Genomic DNA, 20,951 nt, shown 5'->3' on the forward strand with positions numbered 1-20,951 from the left:
AGCATCTAAGCGGGAAACCCACCTCAAGACGAGATCTCCCGGGCCGCAAGGCCCCTAAAGACCCCCGGTAGACTACCGGGTTGATAGGCTGGGCGTGTAAGGGTGGTAACATCCTAAGCTAACCAGTACTAATAGGTCGTGCGGCTTAACCACTAATTTTCTGCTTCTGACAGATTCAGCTTTTCTGTGCACCTTGCTTATTCAGTGTCAAACATGTTCATAGGTTTCTCGGTGGCTATACCGGAGGGGTCACACCCGTTCCCATCCCGAACACGGAAGTAAAGTCCTCCAGGGCCGATGATACTATGACCGAGAGGTCATGGGAAAGTAGGACGTCGCCGGGATATTTTTAAGCCCATCATCCATTCGATGATGGGCTTTTTTTATTTTTCCACAAGAATCCTGAGGAGTCGCTCATAATCGGCTGAGCTTGAGCAGCATACGACTTGCAGTTTGAATCGGGTATGTGTATCATTGCTCCATTGCTCATCTGAATGCGGAAAAAAGAACAAGACGGTATGGCTGAAAAGAAAAACGATACTCCGGTAACGACAAACCGCAAAGCTTTCCACGATTATTTCGTCGAAGAGACCTATGAAGCCGGGCTTGCACTCCAGGGGACCGAGGTAAAATCCTTACGTCTCGGCCTCGCCAACCTGACGGACAGCTACGCTATCGTCAAGAACAATGAGCTGTTCCTGTTTAATGCGAATATAGGCCCTTATCCCTACGGCAACATCATGAACCACGAACCGCTTCGGACGCGAAAACTGCTCCTTCATAAAGAGGAAATTCGAAAATTGACCGGAAAGATTGCCCAAAAGGGTTACACACTCATTCCGCTCAAGGTCTATTTCGTCCGCGGGAAGGCGAAAGTCCTCATCGGCCTCGCGAAGGGCAAAAAAGCATTTGATAAGCGCGAGACGATCAAGGAAAAGGAATCGAAACGCGAGGTGGAACGCACGGTGAAGGAGAGGAGCCGTTGAGCCGTACTTATTAAGATGATTTCTGCTAAAATAGTCATGTTAATCCTAATCACATTTTAAACCAGTGTCCCGCATGCGTAGCACTCCTCGTCCCTGTCTCCAGGGCGATAGTTCATCCCGAGAAGGAGAATACTATGAAGAAGAACATCGTCGGATTGATCGCCACTATTATTATAGCAGCGCTTGCGGCAGGATCAGCCATTGCCGCCCCGAAGATCGAGGGGAAGGCTGTGGAGTACACGGCTGGCGGCGTGACCATGAAGGGGTATCTCGCCTATGATGCGAACAGGCAGGGCAAGCGGCCGGGAGTCCTGGTAGTGCACGAGTGGTGGGGACACAATGAATATGCGCGCATGCGGGCGCGGATGCTTGCCGAGATGGGCTACTCCGCCCTTGCGGTCGACATGTACGGCGACGGCAAGCAGGCAATGCATCCCGATGAGGCGGGCAAGTTCTCGTCAGAGGTCATGCACCATTTTCTCGACACGGGAAAGGCGCGGTTTGAAGCTGCCATGGACTTCTTGAAGAAGCAGCCCACCGTGGATCCTGACCGGATGGCGGCGATCGGCTACTGCTTCGGCGGCGGTGTTGTCCTGAACATGGCGCGTCAGGGCGCAGATCTTAAAGCCGTGGCCAGTTTCCACGGCAGCCTGGCCGCTGTCAAGCCGGCTGCGGCAGGTGTGGTAAAGGCCAAGATCCGGGTCTACAACGGCGCAGACGACAAGTTCACTCCCCAACAGGCGATCGACGCCTTCAAGAAGGAAATGACCGACGCTAAAGTGGACTTCAAGTTCATTAATTATCCCGGCGCGGTCCACAGCTTCACAAACCCTGATGCGACCGAGCTGGGGAAAAAGTTCAATCTTCCCATGATGGCATACAATGAAAAGGCCGACAAGGAGTCCTGGGCGGATCTGACGAAGTTCTTCGCAGAGGTCTTACAGAAATAACTGCGGAATACGAGAACCAACCTTCGGCGCTGGACGATCCGTCCTGCGCCTTCGTTATGTAAGGGATGGTTTCCCGCCTTTAGCGGACAAATGATTGTGATGTAACCTGCCAACTCTCTTATCCTTTCATGCACCGATAGGTCGGGTTGGAATTGTCGCGAAACCTCAGGCCCAAGATAGCGCGGAAACAAAAAAAGAGGCCGGTCATGGCAATCGAGAAAATCCAGAAGAGATTGCGTCAATTTGCGAGCAGGGAAAAGGCAAAGGTTCTCCGGGGGTTCTTCAAGACCGGTCCCGGCGAGTACGGAGAAGGAGACCTCTTTCTCGGCGTCGCAGTCCCGGACATCCGAAAGGTGGCAAAGGAATTTTGCAACACACCGCTCAATGATGTGCTGAAGCTGCTTTCATCGCAGCATCATGAAGAACGTCTGCTCGCGCTCCTCATGCTCACGCAGGTTTTTGACGAGGGCGACGAGTCCTTGAAGAGGAAGATATTCGGCCTCTATCTCGGGAACACCCGCTTTATCAATAACTGGGATCTCGTTGATATATCGGCGCCGAACATCGTCGGAGCCTGGCTTGTAGGCAGGAGCAGAAAGCCGCTCCACAGTCTGGCGAATTCACGCGACCTCTGGAAGCGGCGCATTTCGATTCTCTCAACGCTCGCATTTATCCGTCAGAACGATTTCAACGACGCGCTCATGATCTCGCGGATATTGCTCACCGACAAGCACGATCTGATCCACAAGGCTGTTGGCTGGATGCTCCGGGAGATCGGCAAACGTGATCGCCGCGTTGAAGAGGAATTTCTCATGCGCCACTACCGGCACATGCCGAGGACCATGCTGAGGTACGCTATCGAACGGTTCCCCGAACGGCTGAGGAAAAGCTACTTGAATGGCGTGCGGTAGGGGGGAAGGCGCAGACAAGACTTCCCGCGCGGGATGAAAAACTCATGAGGCGGTTATTGGCCTGCTTGCGTGGCTTTCTTCCCCTCTGGAGGTTGCGCTGTCCCGCTCATGTTCTTTTCGGGAGTCGGGGAATCGGACGCCTTCTGCTCAACCCGAGACCCGGGGATCTCCGCGGGCTTGTGTCGATTCGGCGAGAAGTTGGGGTCAAGCTCATAGGCCTTGTCAAAATTATCGATAGACTTCTTTCTGCTCGCTGCGTCTCCGGAGCGACCCTTCAGGTAGTAAGCATACCCGAGATAATAATAAGCCTCTGCATCGGGATCGATCGATACGGATTCCTCGAGTTCTTCGATGGCGGCATCGAGGTTTTTAGCCCTGAGTTGAGCGAGGCCCTTCTCGAGGTGAACGGCCGCGGCCTTAGTATCGAAGAGCTCCTCTTCAGCGCTTGCAACTGCAGTGATTGCCGAAAGAAGCAGGCAGATTACGACCAAGACCAAGGTTTTTCTCATCATCTCCTCCTCTTGTCCCGTCATGAATTCAACAATAACATAGGGCTGTCACGGATGTCAACAATACTGTCGCATCCGAGATGCTGGTAGACAAAATTGTCGAACAGTATTAAGGCTGCAGAGAGCGCCTAGAATCGAGCTTTTAAAGGATTAGCACGCGATCTCGCTCGACAAAACTTACCTTTTTCCCCTTCCGACATGCCGACTATCCGTCTGAAAACACGGAAAATCAGCATGCTTATAAATGGCATGCGAATTGTAATAAGGATAGGGAGCGCGAACAATGGACACTGCCATCCCCTCTCCTCCCCGGATGTCCCCCTGGCAGTGTCCGTTGTTCCAGCTTTTTTACGGCTGAGGAGGCTTCCATGTTCTTTAACTCATATAAATGCCAAAATATCGGACCTGGAGAACTTCATGATATGGTTCAAAGGGGGAAGGATTTTCTCCTGCTCGACGTGCGAACGCCCCGGGAGTACACAGGAGATGCTATAGAAAATTCCACCCTGATCCCCCTCCAGGAGTTGGAACATCGTGTACGGGAATTACCTCGGGACAAGGAGATCGTGGTGTATTGCCGGGTTGGCAACCGGAGCGCCTATGCCTGTTCATTCCTTGCCCGGCTGGGATATCGAGTAAAAAATCTTGAAGGCGGGATCATGCTATGGAACAGAGCTGGACTTGCATCAATGTCGAGGGTTTGAACTTGAGAACATGCCGGTTGGTCATCACAACGGCCCTGGTGCTCCTGCTGATGCTGTTGACTCTTGTCGTGGCGTCCTTCAGTTATGCCGCCGAGCGAGACTGTAGACATCGGCGGGCCAAGGAGCTGCTCTTCACGGGCCGGACCGTGGACGCGGATGAGGCGCTCCGGATAGGGCTCGTCAACAAGGTAGTTCCGCCGGACCAGCTCGACGCGGAAGCGTACCGGCTTGCGCTCAGGATCGGCGGCAACAGCCTGAGTTCGCTCCGCGCCGTCAAGATGCTGATGAACTTCGGGCTGAACGAGGGGTATGCGGTGGGCCTGAAGGAAGAAGTTACGGCGTTCAGCGAAGCGTTTAACCCGGATACGAACCAGTGGGAACGGCTCTAGAGAGAAGGTCCTGAAAGGGACGCTCCGGGGGCGCAGCAGGGCCTGACGAAGGCAATTAAAAAGGGAGAACGGCCGCAGGATGCAGATCGGCGGACCGAAAACAGAACCGAAAACAGAGAGGGAGGAATGAAAAATGGGGATCAGTGCGTGGCATGTCATGCGGGAAAAAATTCATGTGGGGCCAGACACAACAGCGCGGGAGGTGGCGATGAAGATCATTTCATCGGGACTTGCCGCAATGCCGGTCGTGGACAACAACCGGGAAATCCTGGGAGTTGTGTCGGAGAACGCGATTCTGGACGCGATACGTGAGGAGCGGGACCTGGAGCAGATCGCGGCGTCGACGATTATGGTACCTGCACCGATCATCACCGATGCGGACACCCCGACGAAGGAGCTCATCAATCTGCTCCTGAAGAGCTGCTGCTCCGTGGTCACGGTGGTGAAGGACAATAAATATGTGGGCGTGGTGAGCAGGCACATGCTCATGGACATCTTTACGTCGCCCCACTATACGCGGTTCGCGGCCAAGGACCGGAAGGCCCCGTTCGCCTGCAAATAGAATGATCATGGTTCCGGAGCCCGGGTAATGACGTGTGGACGAGGTATGTCCCTGTCAACCCGCGACTCCCCCGATCGGGAGGAGGTTTTGATGTACATCGCAGACACCAAGACATGGTACCTGGAAAGGCTGATCCGGCTTGTCGCCGGCATCCTCGTGCTCGGGAGCGTGATCCTCGGCTTCTCCGCGAGCAGCAAGTGGTTCTATTTTTCGGGCTTTGTGGGCTTTATGCTCACGATTTTTGCCTTGACAGGGTTCTGCCCGATGAGTATTATACTCCACGCTTTTGGGGCGCGGGAGCGCTGCGACGGCTAGATCGATCTTTTTTGCAAAGGAGTTTGTCATGCCATTCTATGAGTATACCTGTGAACAGTGCGGGAAGGATTTCGTGCTCCTCCAGTCGGTGACGGCGAAGGCCGAGGATACGGTGTGCCCCTACTGCAGCGAGAAAAAGGCACAGAAGAGGGTCTCCAAGTTCGCGTCGCCCGGTAGCGGGCATTCCAGCTGCGGCACCGGCGGCCATTCCTGGGGCGGCGGTTGAGGCATCTAGGGAATCCGCCGTGAGCGGATCAGAAATCCCAAGCCTGAGAGTCTGATGATTCTCAGGCTTTTTTTGCGACAAATCCCGGCATGGCACGCGGCGGTTCGGAGAGGCGGGCGCACAGCGCACACCAGGGAGATCTCCAAATTGTGTTTGAATGAACCGGGGGAGTTGTTCTATAATGCTTTGCAGGCAAGTATCTGAATTGCTTGTTCACCTCGGTGAACTGCGCGTCCTGTGTGGAGAATCGCCTAAACAATCATGGGTTCCGTTTCTCTCAAGACCTTTCTGAATCCCCGTTACTGGTACGCCTGGCCGGTGCTGGCGCTCATGGTCCTGCTCGCCTGGACGCCGCGGCGCATACTGCGGTTCCTGGGCAGCGGCCTGGGCACGGTCATCTCATGGATCCCATCGTCCAACCGCCGCTATGCCGAGCGGAACCTCGAATTGTGCTTCCCGGAGAAGAGCCCGGCTGAACGCCGGAGGCTGATGAAGCAGCATTTCCGCCTGAGCGGGTTCGCCACGCTCAGTCTCGGCGTGGCCTGGTTTGCCCCGCCGTGGAGGCTCAAGCGGTTCATCGCGGTCCGCGACCGTCACTACCTCGAGGATGCTGTGGGCCGCGGGAACGTTATCATGCTCGCCCCGCATTTTATCGGGCTTGATATGGGCGGCGCGCGTCTCGCGTCAGAACGCTCCCGGAAGTACGTCAGCATGTACCGCAAAGCGAGGGACCCGCTCCTGGAATACCTGTTCCAGCGGCGAGCTCGGTTCGGGTCCGTCATCATCGAACGGAACGCTGGCCTGAAGCCGATCATCCGGTGTCTCCGTGAGGGAAGGCCATTTTACTATCTGCCCGACCAGGACATGGGAGATCGCGCCAGTGTCTTCGTCCCGTTCTTCGGCATCCCTGCGGCGACCGTCACGGCGCTAAGCCGCATTGCCCTGGCCACGAATGCCGTGGTTGTGCCCTTTATCACGCGCATCCTCCCGAACGCCTGCGGCTACGAGGTACGGTTCTACCCTCCCCTCGAAAACTTCCCGACCGACGATCCCGTGGCCGATGCCACCCGCATGAACCAGGCCATCGAACAGTGGGTTCGCGAGATGCCCGAGCAGTACATGTGGTCCTACCGGCGCTTCAAGACCCGACCCAACAACGAACCCTCGCTCTATAGCAAATAGTTCGGAGCTTGGAGCTGGGATGCCGGCACAGTGAGGATGAACAGGGGTGAGCGTCCCGGTGAAACAAAACCGTCACAGGTTTACGTGATCGGTGCTTATGTGCATCGACGCGGGAGGTAGAATTTGCCTGTGCTTCGATCTCCAAACTTTCCTATGTCCACGTGGAAACTGCTCGATACGGGCGCAAATACCGGCGCCTACAACATGGCCGTCGACGAGGAGCTGCTGGCCCGTGCGCAGGCGGGCGACGCAATGCCGGTGCTTCGGTTCTACACGTGGGATCCGCCGGCGGTATCGATCGGCAGGTTCCAGGACAGGAAGTCGGCCGTGAATGCCGAGGCATGCAGGCATCACGGGTTCGAAGTCGTGCGACGCATCACGGGCGGCAGGGCGGTGCTGCACCGTCGGGAACTGACCTACAGCATCGTCGCCCGTTCGGATCAACCGCTCTTCCCGCCGAGCGTGCTGGGGACCTACCGGGTCATTGCCGCCGGGCTCGTTGCCGGGCTCCGGACCTTGGGGCTTTCCGCCGAGGCGGTCTCCCGGGAGGGCAGGCACGCTTCTCTCGTAAGGAAGCAAGCGAAGGGCCCCGCCTGTTTTTCCTCTCCTTCGTGGTATGAGATCGTCGTGCATGACCGAAAGATCGTCGGCAGCGCCCAGCGAAGGGTGAGCGGCGCATTCCTCCAGCACGGCTCGATCCTCCTGGACTACGATCCGGGTCTGGAAGCGGAGGTCATCCCCGGGGAGTGCGCGGGAGACGGAGTGACCTGCGTCAAGCGGGAACTCGGCCGGGAGGTCTCGACGGAGGAACTGAAAAAAGGCGTGCTGCAGGGACTCACCGCCGCGCTCGGGATTGTCATTTTATCGTGATCAGCTGTCCCAGGCTTGACGGATCGGCACCTTCTCTCTATACTCAAGGAAATATTGAGACTCGAGCGTGAAAGCAGGAGGGAACATGGCGTTCAGGGAAATGGGACCGGAGCTGATCCCGGACAACCCGTTTAAGCTGATCGGCAGGGACTGGATGCTGATCACGGCAGGATCACCGGAGAAGTTCAATTCTATGACCGCGAGCTGGGGCGGGTTGGGTGTGCTCTGGGAGCGGAAGGCGGCGTTCTGCTTCATCCGGCCCACCCGGTATACGTACGAGTTCGTCGAAGCCTCGCCACTCTTCACCCTGTGCTTCTTCCCGGAAAAACACCGCAAGGCCCTCAGCTTCTGCGGCAGCCATTCGGGAAGGGACCGGAACAAGATCCTGGAATCCGGCCTCAGGCCGGTCAAGGAAGCGGGAGTGGTCTATTTCCAGGAGGCACGGCTCGTCCTTGTCTGCAGGAAGATCTATTCCCAGGACATCGACCCAGGCCTGTTTCTCGATCCCTCCATTCAGGACATGTATCCGCAGAAGGACTATCACCGGATGTACGTCGGCGAGATCGTGAAGTGCCTGGTGGGCGAATAGGCCCGATGTTGCCGCGGCGGCGCGGGGACATGGGGATCCGGCCGTCTAAAGGGTCCGCGCTCCCGGGAGATCATCAATGGCTACGCACATCACCTCTCCGGCCGTTATCCGGGCCGTGGGAAACAAACCGAAGATCATCGAGGAATACATCGGCCGGGTGAACTCCAAGACCGGTGCGCTCAGCATCGCCCGGATGAAAAGTCCGGCAGGGTGGGTCGAGCCGGGGCAGACACCCGAATTTGATGAGTACACGGTCGTTCTTTCCGGCATGCTGCGCGTGGCGACGCAAAGCGACAGATTCGATGTCCGTGCCGGCCAGGCGATCATCACGCACAGGGGCGAATGGGTGCAGTACAGCACGCCCGGCCCGGACGGGGCGGAGTATGTTTCCGTATGCCTGCCCGCCTTTGGCGCGGAGACGGTGCATCGTGACGATGAGGACCAGCGCTGAGCGGGAGAGTGCGGACGGCGATCCCGACCGCTCGTGACGCGGACCGCACGTACCATCGAGATCCTCGTTGAGGGAATCATCTTTCCCTCGCTCCTCACCCTGTTCTGATATAATAGGAGAGAGTTTGCTTCGCGCGGCTTATCGTGCGGTCGATTCCGTGGCTTCCTTTTGTCCCGGGATGCGATCGCCGCAGGAACCATGAGCCCCGAAGCCGATGCCTGGCCTGAGATCCCGACATCCCAACATTGCTGCACAGGTGACCTGCATGCAGGAGACCCGAAAAGAGCCCCCCAAAGCGATTTATCTGAAGGACTATCGCCCTCCTGATTACCGCATCGAAACGACCAATCTCGCCTTCGAGCTGGACGAGACGCGGACCGTGGTCCGGTCAACCCTGGCCGTGTCCTGCAATCACGACCGCTGCGACGGCATCCGTCCGCTCGTGCTGAACGGCAGGGACCTGGTGCTCATATCCGTGAAGCTCGACGGACAGACCCTGCACGAACAGGATTACAAGCGCGACGCGGAAACACTGACGCTGCTGCCGGTCCCGGAATCGTTCGTTCTCGAGATCGAGACCGAGATCAATCCCGCCGCGAACACGGAACTGACCGGCCTCTACCTGTCGTCCGGCAACTTCATCACCCAGTGCGAGGCGGAGGGGTTCCGGAGAATCACCTACTACCTCGACCGGCCGGACGTGCTGGCGCGATTCTTCACGACCATCGTCGCTGACAAGACGAAATATCCCGTGCTGCTGTCCAACGGGAACCTGATCGGGTCGGGTGAACTCGGAAACAACCGGCACTTCGCCAAATGGCACGACCCCTTCCCCAAGCCGGCCTACCTCTTTGCGCTCGTCGCCGGCGACCTCGCGCGCATCAGCGATACCTTCACCACCCAGTCGGGACGGAAGGTGGACCTGCACATCTTCGTCCAGCACCATAACACGGACAAGTGCGGCCACGCCATGGAATCGCTCAAGCAGGCCATGCAGTGGGATGAGAGGACTTACGGCAGGGAGTACGACCTCGATGTCTTCATGATCGTGGCAACGGACGATTTCAACATGGGCGCCATGGAGAACAAGGGACTGAACGTCTTCAATTCAAAGTACGTGCTCGCGCGGCCGGACACGGCCACGGACGGGGACTTCCAGGGCATCATGGGCGTTGTCGGGCACGAATATTTTCACAACTGGTCGGGAGACCGGGTCACGTGCCGCGACTGGTTCCAGCTCTCGCTCAAGGAAGGATTTACCGTGTTCCGCGACCAGCAGTTCATGGAGGACATGACCTCGCGCGGCGTGAAGCGCATCAGCGACGTCAACATCCTCCGGAGCAGCCAGTTCCGGGAAGACGCCGGCCCGATGGCCCATCCCGTCCGTCCGGACTCCTACCTGCAGATCAACAACTTCTATACGCTCACGGTCTACAACAAGGGCGCGGAAGTGATCCGCATGCTCCACACGCTCCTCGGTCCCGGGGGATTCCGGAAGGGCACGGACCTCTACTTCTCCCGTCACGACGGACAGGCCGTTACGATCGAGGATTTCGTCCGGGCAATGGAGGACGCCAACTCCACCGACCTGGCCCAGTTCAGGCTGTGGTATTCCCAGGCGGGAACACCCGAGCTCCGGGTCTCCCGTTCCTACGACGCCAAGGCCAGGACCTACAAGCTCGTGATCCGGCAGCACACCCCCCCAACGCCGGGACAGCCCGTGAAGAAGCCGATGCACATCCCCGTCGCGCTCGGGCTCCTGGGCAGGGACCGGCGGGAGCTGCCACTTCGTCTGGATGACAGGCGATCCGGTCCCGGCGGGACCATCGTGCTGGAGCTCCGGAAGGAAACGGAGACGTTCCTGTTCTCCGATATTCCCGGGGAGCCGGTGCCGTCGCTGCTCCGTCACTTTTCCGCGCCCGTCAAGCTCGCGCTGGACCTGACCGACGAGGAGCGGCTCTTCCTGATGGCCTACGACAGCGACGAGTTCAACAGGTGGGACGCGGGTCAGCAGCTCGCGGTGAAGCTCGTCCTGGGCCTGGTGAAGGACCATCAGCAGGGGAGGGCGCTTGCGCTCGATGAAGCCTTCATCAACTCTTTCGGGAAGCTGCTCGAGAGCAAAATGCAGGACAAGTCCTTCCAGGCCTTCGCCCTCTCGCTGCCCCCGGAAAGCTATCTCGCGGACTTCATGGACGTGATCGATCCGGCCGCCATTTACGAAGCGCGGCGGTTCGTGACGCGGACGCTCGCCGGAAAGCTGAAGCAGACCTTCCTCTCCGTCTACTACACGAACCAGGACACGGGCCCGTACCGGACGGACCAGGCATCCATCGGCCGCAGGAGCCTCAAGAACATCTGCCTTGCCTACCTCATGGAGCTGAACGAGCCCGGCGTCCGGAAGCTCTGCGTCGAGCAGCTCCAGAACGCCTCGAACATGACCGATGAGGTGGCGGCGCTGGCAGCGCTGGCCGGCGTTGACTGCCCGGAGCGCGGGCCCGCGCTCGAATCCTTCTACCGGAAGTGGAAGGACGACCAGCTGGTCATGGATAAATGGCTTGCGATCCAGGCGCTGTCGCCGCTGCCGGACACGCTGTCGGTCGTGAAGCGGCTGACGACGCACGCCGCCTTTACCTTCAGGAACCCGAACAAGGTGCGCGCCCTGATCGGCTCTTTCGGACAGGGGAACCCGGTGCGGTTCCACGACCCGGGCGGCGAGGGATATGTGTTCCTCGCGGACGTGGTCCTGGAATTGGACCCCGTGAACCCCCAGATCGCGGCCCGGCTCGTTTCTCCCTTTACGTTATGGAAGCGCTACGAGGGAAAACGCAGGGGCCTCATGAAGGCGCAGCTGGAACGGATCGCGAAGACGGAGCGGCTGTCCCGGGATGTGTACGAGATCGTGACCAAGAGCCTCGCGTAACATACCCTGCGCCGGCCCTCCCGGAGCGGGCCGGTGATGTTCTCAACAGAAACAAGAAAGGCAGCCTCAGTGAGGCTGCCTTTTCTCGTTTTACACAAACAAGCGTTGCTGCTTATTGAATGGTCTTGCTGCCCTCATTTGAAAAAGCGCTCTCGACCCCGGAACTGTTCATCGCCGTCACCGTGAAGTAATAGGTGCCGGGAGCGAGGTTGCTGATGACATAGTTCGTCACGTTGCCGGCGTTTATCGACGTGCCGTAGTTGCCTGATGCGGTCCCGTAATATACTTTATATCCGGTCAGGTTCGTGAGCGGCGTCCCGTCGGTATTGGTCGTCGGCGCAGTCCACGTCAGGCTGGCTGACCCGTTGACCACCGTAAGGACGGTCGTTGCCGAAACGTTCCCTGATATTGCCGTGATCGTGGTGGAGCCCGTGGCTATTGGCGTTGCCAGGCCGTTCGAGCCTGCCGCGTTGCTGATCGCCGCTACTGCGGTGTTCGATGAGCTCCAGGTGACCGACGCGGTCAGGTTCTGTGTCGTGGTGTCCGAATAGGCCCCCGTTGCGGTGAACTGCCGGTTCGTTCCGAGACCGGTGCTGGGATTGGCCGGCGTGATCGCGAGAGAGAGCAGTATCGCGGGATTCACGGTCAGGATCGCCGTCCCCGACACGCTTCCCGATGCGGCGGTGATCGTCGTGGTGCCCGAGCCCACGGACGTTGCCAGGCCGTGCGAGCCCGCCGCGTTGCTGATGGTTGCCGTGGCAATGTAGGATGAGCTCCAGGTAACCGTGTTGGTCAGGTTCTGCGTCGTATTGTCGGCATAGGTGCCCGTTGCCGTGAACTGCTGGTTCGTTCCCTTGGCGATGCTCGGATTGGCCGGAGTGACCGAGATCGAGACGAGTGCCGCCGGATTGACGGTCAGGGTTGTGGTTCCCGATATGCTTCCCGATGTGGCCTTGATCGTCGTACTGCCTGCAGCCACAGAAGTTGCCAAACCGTTCGAGCCGGCCACGTTGCTGACGGTTGCCACGCCGGTGCTGGACGAACTCCAGGTGACGGATGCGGTAAGGTTCTGCGTCGTATTGTCGGAATAGGTCCCCGTTGCCGTGAACTGCTGGCTCGTACCCTTGGCGATGCTGAGATTGGCGGGCGTGATCGAGAGCGATGCCAGGGTCGCCGGATTGACGGTGAGAACCGTAGTCCCCGATACGCTTCCCGATGTGGCCGTGATCGTCGTCGTGCCTGCATCCACCGACGTTGCCAGCCCGTTCGAACCGGCCGCGTTGCTGATGGTTGCCACGCCGGTGCTCGATGAGCTCCAGGTGACCGATGCTGTCAGGTTCTGCGTCGTATTGTCGGAGTAGGTGCCCGTTGCCGTGAACTGCTGGCTCGTTCCCTTGGCAATCCCCGGGTTGGTGGGCGTAATGGAGAGCGACACAAGGGTCGCCGGACTAACCGTCAGGACCGTGGTGCCCGATACGCTTCCCGATGTGGCCTTGATCGTCGTGGTGCCTGCGGCCACCGATTTTGCCAAGCCGTTCGAACCGGCCGCGTTGCTGATGGTCGCCACGCCGGTGCTGGACGAGCTCCAGGTGACCGATGCGGTCAGGTTCTGCGTCGTATTGTCGGAATAGGTACCCATTGCCGTGAACTGTTGATTCGTGCCCGGACCGATGCCGGGATTGGCAGGCGTGACCGAGAGAGAGAGGAGCGTCGCGGGATTCACGGTCAGGGTCGTGGTTCCTGAAATGCTTCCCGATGCGGCCTTGATCGTTGTGGTGCCCGCGGCCACCGACGTTGCGAGCCCGTTCGAACCGGCAGCGTTGCTGATGGCCGCCACGCCGGTGCTGGACGAGCTCCAGGTGACCGATGCGGTCAGGTTCTGCGTCGTGTTGTCGGAATAGGTCCCCGTCGCGGTGAACTGCTGGTTCGTTCCCTTCGCGATGCCCGGGTTGGTCGGCGTAACCGCGATGGACACGAGGGATGCAGGATTCACGGTCAAGGCGGCCGAGCCTGATACGCTTCCCGACGCAGCCGTGACCGTCGTCGTCCCCGATGCCACGGACGTCGCCAGTCCGTGCGAGGCGGCAGCATTGCTGATTGTTGCCACGCCCGTGCTGGAAGAGCTCCATACGACGGACGCGGTCAGGTTCTGGGTGGTATTGTCCGAGTACGTGCCCGTGGCCGTGAACTGCTGGTTCGTGCCCTTGGCAATCGCCGGGTTTGCCGGCGTAACGGCAATCGAAACGAGGGTTGCCGGATTGACCGTCAGGGTCGTTGTTCCCGATACGGCTCCCGAGGTTGCCGTGATCGTCGTCGTCCCCGATGACACCGACGTCGCGAGACCGCGCGATGCCCCGGTGCTATTGATCGTGGCCACGCTGCTGCTGGAGGAACTCCAGGTCACGGTGTTGGTCAGGTTCTGGGTGGTGTTGTCCGAGTAGGTTCCCGTTGCCGTGAACTGCTGGCTGGTCCCCGGCGCGATGCTTGGATTGGAGGGAGTGACGTGGATCGAGACGAGGGTGGCCGGATTGACCGTCAAGGTGACTGAACCCGAAATGCTTCCCGAGGTCGCCGTGATCGTGGTGGTCCCGGCGGCCATTGACGTTGCCATTCCGTTCGAACCGGCGGAACTGCTGATCGTTGCGACGCCGGTGTTGGAAGAGCTCCAGGCAACCAGGGTGGTCAGGTTCTGGGTGGTGTTGTCCGAGTAGGTGCCTGTTGCCGTGAACTGCTCATTGGTGCCTATGGCAATGCTCGGGCTTGCCGGCGTGACGGCAATCGAGACGAGGACGGTCTGACTGACCGTCAATTCGGTTGACCCTGAGACGCTGCCCGATTTTGCCGTGATCGTCGTGGTTCCTTTAGCGCGGCCATAGGCATGGCCCGGAGTGTCGCCCGCTGCGTTCAGGGTAATGCCTGATGCCAGGGTCGTTCCCGTGCCCGAGGTCGTACTCACGATCGCGACGCTCGTATTGGACGATGACCAGTCGGCAATTGCCGAGATGTCCTTTGTTGTATTGTCCGCGTATATCCCAGTTGCCACGAATTGCTGGTCTGAATTCAGTGCGATCGTTGCACTGGCAGGGGTAACCGATATGGCCACCAGTGTAGAGTCCGGCTTCGCGGCCGGCTTGCATCCAACCAGGGCTGTTGCAATGAGCAGTGACAGGAGAAGCGAGTGTGAGATTTTTTTCAGCATCTTTAGTATTACCTCCTTCTTGGGCAATAAAAAACCGCCAGATATAAATCTCTGGCGGCCCGGCGGACATTAAATCTTATGTTCTTAGTCCCGTAGCTCTGCGTCCCAGGGTTTCCCCTGGTTTGCTCTGATCAGAGAAAGTGAACGGCAACCTGCGAGTAGGACAGTGCCATTACTTTTGTAGTATGAATATAAGGGAAAGCGGAATAAATTTCTGTGATTTCACTCACTATCGTAATCCTATAGTTTCCAAGCAGATGACGATGTGCCATGCAGACGAGTGCAAAAGGGGAAGGGGAAGTGATAAAAAATTTCAAGAAAACCTGTAAGCGTTTTTACCGCAGCAACCTGATAGCCTGATAAATGAGTCGGCCGCTAGCAGGTCACTGGAAAAATATTTTTTCCGTCTTTGCGAGCGAAGCAAAGCAATCTCAGCCTTAGTAAGTAACAAATCAAATTTTTTCAAAACGGCAAGAAAATTTCTCGCGGAGGCGCAGAGCTCGCAGAGAAAATCAAAAAATAATTCGCCATGAAAGACTTTCGGGCTTTGGTTTTAAACTCTGCGTCCTCCGCGTGCTCCGCGAGAGACGCTTTAGCTCCTGGTTTTGATCCGGCTTGTCCGGGTTAGGTAAATCAATGAATTCGAGATTGCCACGTCGCGAAAGACGCTCCTCGCAATGACAGTTTGGGGAATTTTTCAACAAACTGCTAAAGGAACCACGCAGAGGAATTCAAGTTCCTGAATGACGGCAAATCAGGGCGAAGAGACTTGGGACCAATCCGGCCATAAGTTGGCAATGCAAGATCTTCTCTGCATCCTTTGCGGTGAAGTATCTTGGCAATAGGTGGGAAGGACGAGGGGGATGTCGGTGAATGCGGAATGAAGAGAGCGGGCCTGACCTGCCCGAAAGGTTGCATGGGGAGTTGGACAAAGCCAGGACAACGGCCTAAACTTTTATGTTCAAGACCGGCAGGCCGAGCCGCTGGCGCTTGTTCTCGCCCTGAAACAGGTTTCCCTTTCTCATGGGCACGTCGCCCCGTTCGCCTTCGTGCTGGGCCTGCAGTTTCGCGGGCAGGCTCGCGCCGTGCTGCACCGCGTGCTTGCCGTACTTCCGGGAAAGCTTGTCCACGCATGCGTAGATCCTGGCCATCTTCTCGATCTTTGCGGTGTCGTCAAAGAGCGAGTACTGGGTGCCGGCCTCGGCCGCGAGGCCGCCGAGCACCACGCCGGTCTGGCGGTAGGGCGTATGGGGCTCGTAGACCTGGCCGAACCCTTCGCGCAGCGAGTCGAACATCTCCGCGGGATAGGCCGTGGGCCGGGAGAGCCTGATCTCCACGCCGCTGCTCGTGAAGTCCTGCTTCCGGAGGAACAGGATCAGCCGCGCGGCGGCCAGTTTGTAGCGCCGCGCCTTGATGCAGGCGTTCTCGAGGTTCTTGGACAGCTGGGCGAACACGAAGGCAGGGTCCTGCGAGGGCGGGGTGAAGGTCCTCGCCTTGCTGATGGACTGGTAGTCGTTCTTGGTCTCCGTGACCACGGGGTAGACGCTCCTGCCGTTCAGCTCGTGCCAGACCTCGCGATAGGGCTTGGAGAGGTACTGCTCGAGGAACCGTTCGTCCCTGCGCGCGAACTGGAGCGCCGTCACGATCCCGTGCTTGTTCAGGAAGGCCGCGGTGTTCGGGCCGATGCCCCAGACCTTGCCCACGGGAAGGTTCTCGAGATAGCGGTGGATGTCCCTTCCCGGGATCATGGTGAGGCCGTCCGGCTTCTTGTGCTTCGATCCGATCTTCGCCAGGACCTTGGAGAGACTCACCCCGGCGGACACGGTGATGCCCAGCTCCTGTTTGATGGCCGCTCGCATCTTCTCCGCGATCGTCTCATAAGGACCGTGGAAGCTCCTGCGGAGCCCGGTGAGGTCCACGAAGGCCTCGTCGATGGAATACTCCTCCACGTCCGGGGAGAAGCGGCGCAGGATCTCGAACATCCTGACCGAGAAGAGGCTGTACGTCTCGTAGTCCGAGGGGAGGATGACGGCGTCGGGGCAGATCTTCTTCACGTCCGACAGCCTCACCCCGCGCTGCACGCCGCGCGCCTTGGCCTCGTAGCTCGCGGCAGCCACGATGCCGCGCTCCCTGCCGGTGATCACCGGCCTGCCCCTGAGCTCGGGGTGGATCGCCTGCTCGCAGGACGCGAAGAAGGCGTCGGCGTCGATATGCATGATGGCCCGGGGCCAGGAGGAGATGGTGAGGGGCTGGTTGTCCATGTTAGGTTCACCGCGAAACGGAAAAGGATGGAACGCAACTGCCTTCTGTCCGAGTTAGCTTGCCTCGTTATGTGTCTAGAGGGCCCTTTTTCCCGACTACCAAAAAATGCTTTTGTAATTCATTATAAATATTTATGTCTTTAAATCCCACCTTTGCCATTTGTTCCTTCACTTTTTCGGGCAAACATCTGATCTTTGTAGGAGGCCCTTCAGGCATATCTTTCTTTTTCCAATCGACAATAAAGAATTTTCCACCAGGTTTCAAAATTCTATAAGCTTCTCCAACTGACAGAGATGGGTTATCTAATTCATGATGCAGGTTGATCATGAACACCAGGTCTGCAATCCCATCATCAAGTGGCACAGTATGTTCTTCTGTCTTTACAGGAATAATTTTGGGATACTTCGAAGACACATTTTCCTTTATCCAGTTGATCATTACGTCCGATAAGTCACAAGCATATAATATTGAAGGTCCGAATTTTTGAAAAAACGCAGCACTAAAAAATGCTGTTCCGGCGCCTATTTCAACAAATACGCCCGGTTCTTCTATATGTAATTTTCCCCAAATATAATCAGGAGGGATATCCAACAATCTTTGAGGATCATTCAGTTTCTGCAATTTATTGGGATCAAATTTTTTTTCATTCATAGCAAGACCTTTCTAACGACGAGTTCACACGCCGCGAAGCGGCGTCGGCTTGAATGAATTGTTAGCCGCATTCGCGCCGGTAGTGCATGGCGACCGCGCCGTTGCGGAGCGGCTTCGCCGAGATCAACTCGAGCCGTCGCGTGCTGGGCAGCCCGCTCTGGTACAGGGTCGGGCCGTGGCCGGCGATCCTAGGGTGGACGAGGAACATGTACTCGTCGATCAAATCCAGCCGATCTAGCTCGGTCGCGAGCTTGCCGCTACCAAGGAGCACACCGGCCGGAGTCGCGTCCTTCAGTTTCTGCACCCCCGTGCGAAGGTCGCCGGCGATGTGGTGGGTATTGGTCCACGGAAAGTCCTTTCGCGTCGACGACACCACGTACTTCGGCTTAGTCTCCAGCTTGACCGCCCACTCACGGATCGCCGGCGGTGCCTCCACGTCGCCTCGGGCGACCGCCGGCCAGTAGCTCTCCATCATCTCGTAGGTAACGCGGCCCCACAGCATCGCCCCGCCTTCGTCCATGAGGCGGATGAAGAAGGCGTGTGTCTCGTCGTCGGCGATCCCTTCCCGGTGGTCGACGCAACCGTCGAGGGTGACGTTGATGCTGAAGGTCAAAAGTCCCATGGCTGTGAATTCCTCTTGGCGGCTAACGAGTCTGTAGATTAAGTACCTTTTCAAACCCCAACGCACCAGGCGTCGTTTAACGCGATTAAACTTCAGAAATGTCTCTCGATGATGGCCGGGCGATAGGGATCCCGTCATTCAGGCTCAGAACCATCGTCAGTGCTATTCCAATTATCATCAGTGTAATTACGTTGCTGCTCTTAAGGGGTTAAAATGAGCCCTTTTAGGGGTTTTCCTACAGGCTCAACGTGTAGCTGAGGGGCGCGCCGTAGGCGCGTCCCATCCCCCGAAGGGGGCGAACTCGAGCGGAGGGTTAGACGCTAACGCCTGAATTCTCATTGCTTACGATCCATAGGGTTCTCTCGGGAGGTCTGCTGCCCGAGCTGCTGGGCAAGCCCGATGAGAATTCCTTCTGGACCCCGGATGTAGCAGAGCCGGTAGATGTTTTCGTAATTGACAACTTCATCGACCAACGTCGCACCGAGCTTGCTGAGCCGGGCGAGGGTGTCGTCGATGTCCTCAACGGTGAACATTATTCGCTGGTATCCCAGCGAGTTCACGGGAGCTGTGCGGTGGTCGGACTCGATGGCGGGGGCGTCGAAGCGCGAGAGCTCGATGCGGCTGTGGCCGTCAGGGGTACGCATTATGGCGATCTCGACACGCTGGCCGCGCACTCCGGTAACGCGGCCGGCCCATTCACCATCGATGGGCATGCGGCCTTCGAGGGTAAGGCCGAGTTCAGTGAAAAACTGAATTGCAGCATCGATGTCTTTCAACACGATGCCGACGTTGTCCATACGTTTTACTTTCATGATGTCTCCTTGGTGTCCAACAGACGTCGGGACGGCCTCCATTTTTGGGGGCGGCATTGATGCACAGCCGGAAGTGAGTAGTACAAGCAGAATTGCATATACGTCCTTCACGAGCGCTCCTGATTACTGGCGTCTAACACGCGGGTGAGGAGCGTGCTGTTCGCGACTCACTCGACCCGCAGGTTAAAATGACGCCTTCTCATGGATCACTTCGAAACCGAAACCTCAGCGGCAGTATTTATTTTATACGGGTCATACATGCCGTTATTAAAATCACGGGAAAAATCATGTAGAAAGTTCATATACAAACGTTCGTGGTATTTTTTCGTAGTGGCGACCTCATTATGCTCGGATCTTAGAAACAGCATTGATAAATGAACCCATAAGTCAGCGTGTTCATGGTAGACGTACTCTTTAATGATTTCAGAATTATTTTTTATTTGTATTTTAGACGTAACGTTATCACGCGCATACCCCGGTATAATTCCAAGAGTTAATTCAGAAATCCCGACACTAAGTAGGGCAAGCGGATGGTAAGCTATTTTTAAATCCGTGAGCTCCTTCATATGAAGATTTTTTTATCATCAGCGTTCGGAGTACAGTCTCTCCGAAAAAATCCGCTTTTTTCGAGCATCTCGTATATCGGATCACTCAATTCATGACACGTTTTATCGCAATCCTTATAATTCACTATTAGACACGCTCTTTTCTCTAGGGGAGGAGCAGGCGGGAGATCCGCCATGGTATATACAGGAAGATCATTGCCCAGAAAAGTCGCGCAGCCGCTAAGACTTATAGCAAGTAAAAGAAACGAAAGCGAGAGCCGAATCCAGGAGAAAAAATGATCGGGCATGGTATTTGCCAAAGAAAATAGGTCAGGTATGAAGCGAGTATCATTTCGCATATATAGTTCTTCCTTATCTCCTGTTTCCCTTGTCAAGGTTAACACGAGCCTGACGCGCCGCATTCTAGCGCGTCGCCGTCGAGGCGATTGTTAGTCTTTTCAGGCTATGATTTCCGCGCCCACACAGAAAACGCAAGATCACTGATAAAAACAGAACTCTCTGGTCTTTCATCTTTCAATCGTTGCTCAAGTGTTTCAATACCAATTTCAGCTTCAGTAGCTATACCTTGCGCGACGATTCTCGGTAATATGGCTCGCACCACCGTCGCTAATGGATAATGTAATTTTTGACCCTGAATGATGGCCTCTGCTTTAACGTTTTCAACAACAAAGCCGCTTTCCTTAAGAACTCTGGGCAATTCAAAACCCATATGGAGATTTCCACCTTCCCTCTCAACAGTACGCCATATCCACTCGTTTACTTTTTCATGCAGGGGAAGGACTTCAATTCGTCCAGGTGTAATTGTTGCATCGCTTTCTTGAAATGCAACCACACCGCCGCTTTTGACCATGCTTGATATATTTTTTAATGCTAATACCGGGTTTTGCAAATACATAAGAACACGCCTGCCAAAAACAGCGTCGAAGATGCCGAGGCCAGTCAACTGATTGGAAATGTCTGCTTTAAGAAATTTCAAGTTAGAGATGCTGTTTTCTTTCGCTCGACTTTTAGCCATTTCAAGAGCTTTATCATTGATATCTATGCCGACAACTTCTCCTTCCGGGCCAACTGCGTCCAAAAGGAGAAAAGATACGAGTCCATTGCCGCAGCCGATATCGAGGACACGCATTCCTCTTGCGATACCCGCACTTGAAATTAGTCGTGCAGTTATAGAATTCTCATCTTCCGCCATATTTCATCTCGAATGCTGGATTCATTGTGGAGGCTAACAAGCCGGTCACGCGCCGCCTTCTGGCGCGACGCTGTGGACCGGCA

At 56.9% G+C, this 20,951-nt stretch carries 21 protein-coding genes, 2 rRNA genes and 1 riboswitch; of the genes, 15 read left to right on the forward strand and 8 right to left on the reverse strand.

Going from position 1 to position 20,951, the window contains the following annotated elements:
• From VL197_07775 to VL197_07795, 5 genes are all read left to right on the forward strand, one after another.
• Positions 1 to 153: ribosomal RNA gene (locus VL197_07775) — 23S ribosomal RNA — on the forward strand; the annotation flags it as partial.
• A gap of 74 nt (positions 154 to 227) precedes the next feature.
• Positions 228 to 344, forward strand: a 5S ribosomal RNA gene (gene rrf / locus VL197_07780).
• A gap of 174 nt (positions 345 to 518) precedes the next feature.
• A complete protein-coding gene (smpB, locus tag VL197_07785) occupies positions 519 to 986 on the forward strand; it encodes an SsrA-binding protein SmpB (GenBank protein ID HUJ17878.1) in 468 nt (155 codons plus the stop codon).
• A gap of 134 nt (positions 987 to 1,120) precedes the next feature.
• Positions 1,121 to 1,936 (forward strand): dienelactone hydrolase family protein, encoded by an 816-nt coding sequence (locus VL197_07790; GenBank protein ID HUJ17879.1) that lies wholly within the window; start codon positions 1,121 to 1,123, stop codon positions 1,934 to 1,936.
• A gap of 206 nt (positions 1,937 to 2,142) precedes the next feature.
• Entirely contained in the window at positions 2,143 to 2,847 is a 705-nt protein-coding gene (locus tag VL197_07795; GenBank protein HUJ17880.1) for a DNA alkylation repair protein, read from the forward strand.
• A gap of 53 nt (positions 2,848 to 2,900) precedes the next feature.
• Here the strand turns inward: VL197_07795 and VL197_07800 are convergent, their stop codons facing one another.
• Positions 2,901 to 3,359 (reverse strand): tetratricopeptide repeat protein, encoded by a 459-nt coding sequence (locus VL197_07800; GenBank protein ID HUJ17881.1) that lies wholly within the window; start codon positions 3,357 to 3,359, stop codon positions 2,901 to 2,903.
• A 365-nt stretch (positions 3,360 to 3,724) separates the two neighbouring features.
• On the opposite strand from VL197_07800, the gene VL197_07805 reads away from it, so the two are divergent.
• From VL197_07805 to pepN, 10 genes are all read left to right on the forward strand, one after another.
• Positions 3,725 to 4,060, forward strand: coding sequence for a rhodanese-like domain-containing protein (locus VL197_07805; protein HUJ17882.1), 336 nt, complete (start codon positions 3,725 to 3,727; stop codon positions 4,058 to 4,060).
• Between the two features lie 17 nt (positions 4,061 to 4,077).
• Positions 4,078 to 4,449: an enoyl-CoA hydratase-related protein gene (locus VL197_07810; protein HUJ17883.1), complete on the forward strand. Its 372-nt coding sequence runs from the start codon at positions 4,078 to 4,080 to the stop codon at positions 4,447 to 4,449.
• A 157-nt stretch (positions 4,450 to 4,606) separates the two neighbouring features.
• Positions 4,607 to 5,011, forward strand: coding sequence for a CBS domain-containing protein (locus VL197_07815; GenBank protein ID HUJ17884.1), 405 nt, complete (start codon positions 4,607 to 4,609; stop codon positions 5,009 to 5,011).
• Between the two features lie 90 nt (positions 5,012 to 5,101).
• Positions 5,102 to 5,326 (forward strand): DUF2892 domain-containing protein, encoded by a 225-nt coding sequence (locus VL197_07820; protein HUJ17885.1) that lies wholly within the window; start codon positions 5,102 to 5,104, stop codon positions 5,324 to 5,326.
• Between the two features lie 28 nt (positions 5,327 to 5,354).
• Entirely contained in the window at positions 5,355 to 5,552 is a 198-nt protein-coding gene (locus VL197_07825) for a zinc ribbon domain-containing protein (GenBank protein HUJ17886.1), read from the forward strand.
• A 261-nt stretch (positions 5,553 to 5,813) separates the two neighbouring features.
• Positions 5,814 to 6,734: a lipid A biosynthesis acyltransferase gene (locus VL197_07830; protein HUJ17887.1), complete on the forward strand. Its 921-nt coding sequence runs from the start codon at positions 5,814 to 5,816 to the stop codon at positions 6,732 to 6,734.
• A 153-nt stretch (positions 6,735 to 6,887) separates the two neighbouring features.
• Positions 6,888 to 7,604, forward strand: coding sequence for a lipoate--protein ligase family protein (locus VL197_07835; GenBank protein ID HUJ17888.1), 717 nt, complete (start codon positions 6,888 to 6,890; stop codon positions 7,602 to 7,604).
• An 85-nt stretch (positions 7,605 to 7,689) separates the two neighbouring features.
• Positions 7,690 to 8,193 carry a flavin reductase family protein gene (locus tag VL197_07840; GenBank protein HUJ17889.1) on the forward strand — a complete coding sequence of 168 codons (504 nt, stop codon included), beginning with the start codon at positions 7,690 to 7,692 and terminating at the stop codon, positions 8,191 to 8,193.
• Between the two features lie 76 nt (positions 8,194 to 8,269).
• Positions 8,270 to 8,644 carry a cupin gene (locus VL197_07845; GenBank protein ID HUJ17890.1) on the forward strand — a complete coding sequence of 125 codons (375 nt, stop codon included), beginning with the start codon at positions 8,270 to 8,272 and terminating at the stop codon, positions 8,642 to 8,644.
• A gap of 265 nt (positions 8,645 to 8,909) precedes the next feature.
• Positions 8,910 to 11,564 carry an aminopeptidase N gene (pepN, locus tag VL197_07850; protein HUJ17891.1) on the forward strand — a complete coding sequence of 885 codons (2,655 nt, stop codon included), beginning with the start codon at positions 8,910 to 8,912 and terminating at the stop codon, positions 11,562 to 11,564.
• Positions 11,565 to 11,676: 112 nt separating this feature from the next.
• On the opposite strand, the gene VL197_07855 is transcribed toward pepN, so the two are convergent.
• The 7 genes from VL197_07855 to VL197_07885 all read right to left on the reverse strand — a co-directional run bounded on the left by VL197_07855 (position 11,677) and on the right by VL197_07885 (position 20,868).
• Positions 11,677 to 14,763, reverse strand: coding sequence for an Ig-like domain-containing protein (locus VL197_07855; protein HUJ17892.1), 3,087 nt, complete (start codon positions 14,761 to 14,763; stop codon positions 11,677 to 11,679).
• A gap of 50 nt (positions 14,764 to 14,813) precedes the next feature.
• Positions 14,814 to 14,900, reverse strand: a riboswitch (cyclic di-GMP riboswitch).
• A gap of 810 nt (positions 14,901 to 15,710) precedes the next feature.
• Positions 15,711 to 17,024, reverse strand: a complete 1,314-nt coding sequence (locus VL197_07860; protein ID HUJ17893.1) for a DNA polymerase IV — start codon at positions 17,022 to 17,024, stop codon at positions 15,711 to 15,713.
• Positions 17,025 to 17,091: 67 nt separating this feature from the next.
• Positions 17,092 to 17,676, reverse strand: a complete 585-nt coding sequence (locus VL197_07865) for a class I SAM-dependent methyltransferase (GenBank protein HUJ17894.1) — start codon at positions 17,674 to 17,676, stop codon at positions 17,092 to 17,094.
• A gap of 61 nt (positions 17,677 to 17,737) precedes the next feature.
• Positions 17,738 to 18,298 carry a dihydrofolate reductase family protein gene (locus VL197_07870; protein ID HUJ17895.1) on the reverse strand — a complete coding sequence of 187 codons (561 nt, stop codon included), beginning with the start codon at positions 18,296 to 18,298 and terminating at the stop codon, positions 17,738 to 17,740.
• Between the two features lie 335 nt (positions 18,299 to 18,633).
• On the reverse strand, positions 18,634 to 19,110 hold the full coding sequence (locus VL197_07875; GenBank protein ID HUJ17896.1) for a VOC family protein: 477 nt from the start codon (positions 19,108 to 19,110) through the stop codon (positions 18,634 to 18,636).
• A gap of 206 nt (positions 19,111 to 19,316) precedes the next feature.
• Entirely contained in the window at positions 19,317 to 19,676 is a 360-nt protein-coding gene (locus VL197_07880; GenBank protein HUJ17897.1) for a hypothetical protein, read from the reverse strand.
• A gap of 442 nt (positions 19,677 to 20,118) precedes the next feature.
• On the reverse strand, positions 20,119 to 20,868 hold the full coding sequence (locus tag VL197_07885) for a methyltransferase domain-containing protein (GenBank protein ID HUJ17898.1): 750 nt from the start codon (positions 20,866 to 20,868) through the stop codon (positions 20,119 to 20,121).
• Between the last annotated feature and the right edge of the window lie 83 nt (positions 20,869 to 20,951).

Source organism: Nitrospirota bacterium (assembly GCA_035516965.1).
GTDB lineage: Bacteria > Nitrospirota > UBA9217 > UBA9217 > UBA9217 > MHEA01.

Coding starts and splice junctions, on each gene's coding strand:
- VL197_07875 (HUJ17896.1), bottom strand. CDS start 19,110: ATGAAAGTAAAACGTATGGACAACGTCGGCATCGTGTTGAAAGACATC.
- VL197_07870 (HUJ17895.1), bottom strand. CDS start 18,298: ATGGGACTTTTGACCTTCAGCATCAACGTCACCCTCGACGGTTGCGTC.
- VL197_07855 (HUJ17892.1), bottom strand. CDS start 14,763: ATGCTGAAAAAAATCTCACACTCGCTTCTCCTGTCACTGCTCATTGCA.
- VL197_07795 (HUJ17880.1), top strand. CDS start 2,143: ATGGCAATCGAGAAAATCCAGAAGAGATTGCGTCAATTTGCGAGCAGG.
- VL197_07865 (HUJ17894.1), bottom strand. CDS start 17,676: ATGAATGAAAAAAAATTTGATCCCAATAAATTGCAGAAACTGAATGAT.
- VL197_07815 (HUJ17884.1), top strand. CDS start 4,607: ATGCGGGAAAAAATTCATGTGGGGCCAGACACAACAGCGCGGGAGGTG.
- VL197_07835 (HUJ17888.1), top strand. CDS start 6,888: ATGTCCACGTGGAAACTGCTCGATACGGGCGCAAATACCGGCGCCTAC.
- VL197_07805 (HUJ17882.1), top strand. CDS start 3,725: ATGTTCTTTAACTCATATAAATGCCAAAATATCGGACCTGGAGAACTT.
- VL197_07820 (HUJ17885.1), top strand. CDS start 5,102: ATGTACATCGCAGACACCAAGACATGGTACCTGGAAAGGCTGATCCGG.
- VL197_07880 (HUJ17897.1), bottom strand. CDS start 19,676: ATGAAGGAGCTCACGGATTTAAAAATAGCTTACCATCCGCTTGCCCTA.
- pepN (HUJ17891.1), top strand. CDS start 8,910: ATGCAGGAGACCCGAAAAGAGCCCCCCAAAGCGATTTATCTGAAGGAC.
- VL197_07840 (HUJ17889.1), top strand. CDS start 7,690: ATGGCGTTCAGGGAAATGGGACCGGAGCTGATCCCGGACAACCCGTTT.
- VL197_07825 (HUJ17886.1), top strand. CDS start 5,355: ATGCCATTCTATGAGTATACCTGTGAACAGTGCGGGAAGGATTTCGTG.
- VL197_07845 (HUJ17890.1), top strand. CDS start 8,270: ATGGCTACGCACATCACCTCTCCGGCCGTTATCCGGGCCGTGGGAAAC.
- VL197_07790 (HUJ17879.1), top strand. CDS start 1,121: ATGAAGAAGAACATCGTCGGATTGATCGCCACTATTATTATAGCAGCG.
- VL197_07830 (HUJ17887.1), top strand. CDS start 5,814: ATGGGTTCCGTTTCTCTCAAGACCTTTCTGAATCCCCGTTACTGGTAC.
- VL197_07885 (HUJ17898.1), bottom strand. CDS start 20,868: ATGGCGGAAGATGAGAATTCTATAACTGCACGACTAATTTCAAGTGCG.
- smpB (HUJ17878.1), top strand. CDS start 519: ATGGCTGAAAAGAAAAACGATACTCCGGTAACGACAAACCGCAAAGCT.
- VL197_07860 (HUJ17893.1), bottom strand. CDS start 17,024: ATGGACAACCAGCCCCTCACCATCTCCTCCTGGCCCCGGGCCATCATG.
- VL197_07800 (HUJ17881.1), bottom strand. CDS start 3,359: ATGATGAGAAAAACCTTGGTCTTGGTCGTAATCTGCCTGCTTCTTTCG.